Source organism: Enorma phocaeensis (genome assembly GCF_016901575.1).
GTDB classification, from domain to species: Bacteria; Actinomycetota; Coriobacteriia; order Coriobacteriales; family Coriobacteriaceae; genus Limicola; species Limicola phocaeensis_A.
The window spans coordinates 1-381 of sequence record NZ_JACJKQ010000079.1 but is presented as its reverse complement, the minus strand read 5'-3'; the positions used below and the strand labels follow the sequence as shown (position 1 = coordinate 381).

Genomic DNA, 381 nt, shown 5'->3' with positions numbered 1-381 from the left:
AGGGCCGCTGGTCGCCCGAGCAGCTCGAGGGCAGGATCGCGCTCGAGCGCCCCGGGCTGGCCGTCAGCGACACCACGATCTACCGGGAGATACGCTCCGGCAGGCTCGACCGCCTCGTGGGCGGCAGGAAGGCGGCGGCGAGGCTCAGGCGGGGCGGCAGGCGCCGCGGACGGGGCGCGGAGGAGACGCGGGGCAAGATCAGGGTGTCGCACGAGCTGTCCGAGCGGCCGGCGGCGGCGGACGCCCGCTCGCGCGTCGGGGACTGGGTGTGTTGCGTCAAGTCTTTGTCGACACTTTCCGCATCGTTGATTCGGCGCTTTCTGCAAGAGCGGCCGCCTGGTTTCCGCCGTCGCTAGCCGTCCTTCTTTCCGAGCATCAGAG

At 71.4% G+C, this 381-nt stretch carries 1 pseudogene; it reads left to right on the top strand.

Annotated elements, in window-relative coordinates:
* Window positions 1–266 (top strand): annotated as a pseudogene (locus H6A15_RS10255) (IS30 family transposase); the annotation flags it as partial.
* Window positions 267–381 lie beyond the last annotated feature (115 nt).